Source organism: Kocuria sp. ZOR0020, assembly GCF_000800955.1.
Taxonomy (GTDB): domain Bacteria; phylum Actinomycetota; class Actinomycetes; order Actinomycetales; family Micrococcaceae; genus Kocuria; species Kocuria subflava.
This window is the reverse complement of the sequence record NZ_JROX01000064.1, coordinates 1-5,386: the sequence shown is the minus strand read 5'-3', so window position 1 is coordinate 5,386 and position 5,386 is coordinate 1. Positions and strand designations below refer to the sequence as shown.

The 5,386-nt window shown below is 64.6% G+C and carries 4 protein-coding genes; 2 read left to right on the top strand and 2 right to left on the bottom strand.

Translation table 11 applies throughout. From position 1 onward, the window contains the following. Both L979_RS16200 and L979_RS04490 read left to right on the top strand, forming a co-directional pair. On the top strand, positions 1-950 hold a 950-nt coding region (locus L979_RS16200), incomplete at its 5' end, for a hypothetical protein (protein WP_047689768.1). Between the two features lie 275 nt (positions 951-1,225). Next, on the top strand, positions 1,226-2,407 hold the full coding sequence (locus tag L979_RS04490; RefSeq protein WP_052209484.1) for a VIT1/CCC1 transporter family protein: 1,182 nt from the start codon (positions 1,226-1,228) through the stop codon (positions 2,405-2,407). A gap of 460 nt (positions 2,408-2,867) precedes the next feature. On the opposite strand, the gene sucD is transcribed toward L979_RS04490, so the two are convergent. Both sucD and sucC read right to left on the bottom strand, forming a co-directional pair. Then, positions 2,868-3,785, bottom strand: a complete 918-nt coding sequence (gene sucD, locus L979_RS04485) for a succinate--CoA ligase subunit alpha (RefSeq protein WP_047689766.1) — start codon at positions 3,783-3,785, stop codon at positions 2,868-2,870. Positions 3,786-3,824: 39 nt separating this feature from the next. After that, positions 3,825-4,994, bottom strand: coding sequence for an ADP-forming succinate--CoA ligase subunit beta (gene sucC / locus L979_RS04480; protein ID WP_047689765.1), 1,170 nt, complete (start codon positions 4,992-4,994; stop codon positions 3,825-3,827). Positions 4,995-5,386: the final 392 nt, after the last annotated feature.

Sequence of the window (5,386 nt, the reverse complement as noted above, 5' to 3'; positions counted from 1 at the left end):
CCGCCACCCACTACACGGATGCACAGATCCGGGTGGGTGTGGAACTGGTGGTGTTCAAGACCTCCGATCTGGAGTTTGACGCCAACGCTGCCTGCCTGCTGGATGAGGCCACCTTCCTGGCCGTGGAACAGCTGACCAGCACCTATGACCCGTCCGGGGAATCCACGCGCCTGATGATGGGCGCCATTGGAGCGGTCCGCCAGGCCATTTCCTCCGGACGGAAGTTCAAGCTGCCGCCCAGCACCTACGAACAGATGCGTCAGCAGTTGGGTGCCAGGGCCGGGCTCAATGACACCCCCCCGTGGCCGGTGCCCTGGACGGAAGTGGCTTACCGTGCCGGCAACGGCCTGTGGAACTGCGCCATTCGATCCATGGGACTGGAGACCACCTCCGGTTCCCGCGCCAAGTTGCCTTGCGGCCAGCCTGCGGCTGAGACGGCAGATGCCGCTGCTGAGGTCCGCGAACTGCATGACCCGGGAATCGGACTGATCGCCCCGCATGTTCCGGCAGACCAGATTCCGGAATCCGTGTGGGACAACCTGCGGGACATGCTGGCCGAGGACCTGGCGTCTTTGCCGTGGAAGGGCCAGCTGGTGCTGAAGTACGTGGCGGAAGGCACCGGCAACACGCCATCGGCCTGGGCAGGTTCAGGTCCTGACGGGGTCACGTGTGCCATGTCCACCACCGTGTCCGTTCCGGTCTCCCACTGGCCGTTGGACGTTGCCTATTTTGAGGAAGGCCATTGGGAGGAACCCTCCACCTGGGACCGCCCGTGGACGGCCGGACCGCTGGATCCCGTGACGGCTGCTGAACGCATGGTGGACGGTCTGCGGTTCGGGCGCCTGTGCCTGGATCCCTACAGCTTCCGATGGGGAACCACAGAGGTGGCAGACCCACAGGGCACCAGCTCGGCATCGGCCGGGACCGTGATCCCGTTGCACGGCGCCTGAGCCGGGGTCTGCAGGCTGCGCCTGACGGTAACCAATTTCACGTCGTAGCACCTCAGCTCATCCCTTAAACTGGCTGAGTTGAAGGGGAGTAGTTCCACGCTCACATCAGCACATTGATGTCAGCAGCGGTCAGTCGACATACCGGATCTCTTGGAGGAGTCCCGGCTGGCCACCTGCGTACCGGGCGAACGAGACCTTCACGCGGGCTCACAGTCCGTTTCACCGCACTGAAGATCACCGAGCCGTCACCGGCCGGTGAGGACAAGGACTCCTCCATGGCTGATTCGCCACGTTCCCACACGCCTGAAAACTCCGCACCGGCCCACCGTGAGCCCTCCACCCACGGGCAAGCAGATCCCGCCACGGATCCCACACCGGCTCAGATCCGGCGCTGGCGCCGCTACCTGGCAGAAGAACAAGCCGAGGCCGAGATCTACCGGAGGCTGGGTGAATCCAGCACAGGACGCCACAAGGAGATCCTGCTCAAGGTCTCAGAGGCGGAAAGTCGCCACTCCCAGTACTGGAAGGCCAAGCTCGGGGAACACGCCGCCAAGACCGTCAGCCCGTCCCTGAGTTCACGGGTGTTGATGTTCCTGGCCGCCCACTTCGGCTCCGTTTTTGTGCTGGCGCTGCTGCAGCGCGCCGAGTCCCGCTCCCCGTACCAGGAGGACGCTGACGCCTCACCGGCCATGGCTGCGGATGAAGCCATCCATGAGGAAATCGTGCGAGCCCTGGCCAATGACGGCCGCCAGCGGCTCTCCGGGAACTTCCGCGCCGCCGTGTTCGGCGCCAATGACGGGCTGGTCTCCAACCTGGCCCTGGTCATGGGTGCTGGAGCCACGGGCATGTCATCCACCATGGTGCTGTTCACGGGCATTGCCGGTCTGCTGGCCGGGGCGCTGTCCATGGGCGCCGGGGAATTCGTCTCCGTGCGCTCACAGCGCGAACTGTTGGAAGCCTCCTCCCCCACCCAGATCACCCTGGCGGTGGCACCAGACCTGGATCTGGATGCCAACGAACTCGAGTTGATCTACCGTGCCCGTGGCATGAGCCCGGAGGCTGCCGCCCACCGCGTCAAGGAACGCCTGGGTTACCTGGACTGCGACTGTGACCCGTCATTGTCCTTCCGAGACCCGGATCCTGAGGACCAGGACGCCCCTGGCGGGGAGCACGTGGCTCTGGGAACGGACCTGGGTGCTGCCGGTTCCAGTTTCTGCTTCTTTGCCTCCGGTGCCGTGATCCCCATCCTCCCCTACCTCTTCGGCATGGGTGGCATGTGGGCCATGGTGGTGGCCATGGCCCTTGTGGGCGTGGCCCTGCTGGTCACCGGTGGTTTGGTGGGGCTGCTTTCCGGCGCCTCACCGCTGGCACGCGGCATGCGGCAGTTGGCCATCGGCTACGGTGCGGCGATCGCCACGTACCTGCTGGGGCTCGTGTTCAACGTGGCGGTGCTCTGAGCACCCCAGCAACAGATCGTCAGGGTGGCACGGATCACAATTCACGAATGTGCCTTGTCACCTGACGTCATGCCCCGGTGGTGGTGTCACGGGAAGGTCAAGACTCGATAACATGTACGTCGTGGCCTTGTGCCACACGGCATCAGGGGGACGCCACGGAATTCGCTGCCCGGCCGACACTGGGGGGTGTCACCGGATACGCGCCTGTGGCGTAATCAACCGAACAGCCCACGGTTGCCTCCTGATGAGACGCCTGGCGTCTGCCGGTGGTGGGCGGGTTCATTTCCATCTCTGGAGGCGCATCTCTCCCCGCGCTGGGTGCTCTTGAGCATCCGTTCCCGCCACCACCGGCCCCTCACACCTCAAACCCATTGTTGGACCACACACCAACAACGACGGCGCCCCTCGCCTTCCGTACGGAAGGTGAGGGGCGCCGTCGTCGTTGATGCGGCTCAGGAGCTCACTTGGCGCCCATGAGTTCACGCATGAGCTCAGCGGTTTCGGTGGGGGTTTTGCCGACCTTCACACCGGCGGCCTCCAGGGCCTCTTTCTTGGCCTGAGCGGTTCCGGAGGAGCCGGAGACGATGGCGCCGGCGTGGCCCATCGTCTTGCCCTCCGGGGCGGTGAAACCGGCCACGTAGCCCACCACGGGCTTGGTCACGTTGGCCTTGATGTACTCGGCGGCACGTTCCTCGGCGTCGCCACCGATCTCACCGATCATCACGATGCCCTCGGTCTCCGGGTCAGCCTCGAAGGCCTCCAGGGCGTCGATGTGGGTGGTACCGATCACGGGGTCGCCACCAATGCCAATGGCGGTGGTGAAGCCCAGGTCACGCAGTTCGAACATCATCTGGTAGGTCAAGGTGCCGGACTTGGAGACCAGGCCCAGCTTGCCCTTGCCGGTGATGTTGGCCGGGGTGATGCCCAGCAGGGACTCCTCCGGGGAGATGATGCCGGGGCAGTTGGGGCCGATGATGCGGGTGGTGGGCTTGCCGTCAGCACCGGTCTTGGTCTTGGAGTAGGCCCAGAACTCAGCGGAGTCCTGCACGGGGATGCCTTCGGTGATCACAACCACCAGCGGAACTGAAGCATCGATGGCCTCAATCACCGCATCCTTGCAGAACTTGGGCGGGACGAACACGATCGACGCGTTGGCGCCGGTCTGCTCAACGGCCTCGGAGACGGAACCGAACACGGGCAGTTCGACGTCGTTGCCGCCCTGGTCCTTGTGGGCCACGGTGGTGCCGGCCTTGCGGGCGTTGACGCCACCGACCACCTGGGTGCCTGCTGCGAGCATCCGGGCGGTGTGCTTGGTTCCCTCGCCGCCGGTGATGCCCTGAACGATGACCTTGGAGTCCTTGTTCAAGAAGATGGACATGAGTGTTTCCTCTGTTTTGTAGTGTGCGTGCGGCGGGGATCAGTTGGCGGCGGCAGCCAGTTCGGCAGCCCTGTCCGCGCCACCATCCATGGTGTCCACGGAGGTGACCAGCGGGTGGTTGGCCTCCTCCAGAATGCGGCGGCCCTCCTCCACGTTGTTGCCGTCCAGGCGCACCACCAAGGGCTTGGTGGCGGAATCTCCCAGGATCTCCAGGGCCTTCACAATGCCGTTGGCCACTGCGTCACATGCGGTGATGCCGCCGAACACGTTGACGAACACGGACTTGACGTCCTCATCGCCCAGGATCACGTCCAGGCCATCGGCCATGACCTCGGCGGAGGCGCCGCCTCCGATGTCCAGGAAGTTGGCGGGCTTCACGCCGCCGTGTGCCTCACCGGCGTAGGCCACCACGTCCAGGGTTGACATCACAAGACCGGCGCCGTTGCCGATGATGCCGACCTGACCGTCCAGCTTGACGTAGTTGAGGCCCTTCTCCTTGGCCTTGGCCTCCAGGGGGTTCTCCGCGGCCTTGTCCACCAGGGACTCGTGATCGGGCTGACGGAAATCGGCGTTCTCATCCAGGGAGACCTTGCCGTCCAGCGCCAGGATCTGGCCGTCGCCGGTCTTGACCAGCGGGTTGACCTCCACCAGGGTGGCGTCTTCCTTGGTGTAGACCTCGCCCAGCTTGACCAGGACGGGGACAACCTTCTCAGCGGTTTCGTCGTCGAACTTGGCCTCGGTGACGATCTGGCGGGCCTTTTCCTCGGTGATACCCTGGTTCGGGTCCACCTCAACGCGGGCCAGGGCCTCCGGGCGCTCCACGGCCAGCTGCTCGATCTCCATGCCGCCTTCCACCGAGCACATGGCCAGGTAGGAGCGGTTGGCGCGGTCCAAAAGCAGGGAGAAGTAGTACTCCTCCGCGATGTCCGCACCCTGGGCGATCATCACGCGGTGGACGGTGTGGCCCTTGATGTCCATGCCCAGGATCTGCTGGGCATATTCGTAGGCCTCGTCAGCGGTCTTTGCGACCTTCACGCCGCCGGCCTTGCCGCGGCCGCCCACCTTGACCTGTGCCTTGACGACCGTGACGCCGCCAATCTTCTCTGCGGCTTCCTTGGCTTCTTCTGCGGTGGTGGCCACGTATCCCTGAAGCACGGGAACCCCGTGCTTCTCGAAGAGATCGCGTGCCTGGTATTCGAACAGGTCCACGGGTGAGAGTCCTTCTTCGTCGAAGTTATCGTCCGGTCGTGGCATTTCGGCGCCACGACCTCGTCCTGGAGGAGCACGCGCGGGTGGCCCGGGGCCGGGCCGATCGGATGCCACCATGGTTCTTGGGCAACACGAACGCACTCCCCTGCCTGCAACATTAACGGACACATGCCCAAGACGTGACACCCGATCTGGAAGGCCCGGAACATGACCCGCTGGCAGGGCGTGTGGACGATCTACTCAACATGGGAAGGCTCCTGATCAGTCACCGCGTCCAATTTGTTGGTTGACTGTCCTTCATGGATTCATCCGAACGGTCGGCGGCGAGCTCAGGCCCTCACGGGCAGCGGGCTGCAATCGGCAGCCCGGATTCGCGGCACACAGGTGGGGCC

Coding starts and splice junctions, on each gene's coding strand:
- L979_RS04490 (WP_052209484.1), top strand. CDS start 1,226: ATGGCTGATTCGCCACGTTCCCACACGCCTGAAAACTCCGCACCGGCC.
- sucD (WP_047689766.1), bottom strand. CDS start 3,785: ATGTCCATCTTCTTGAACAAGGACTCCAAGGTCATCGTTCAGGGCATC.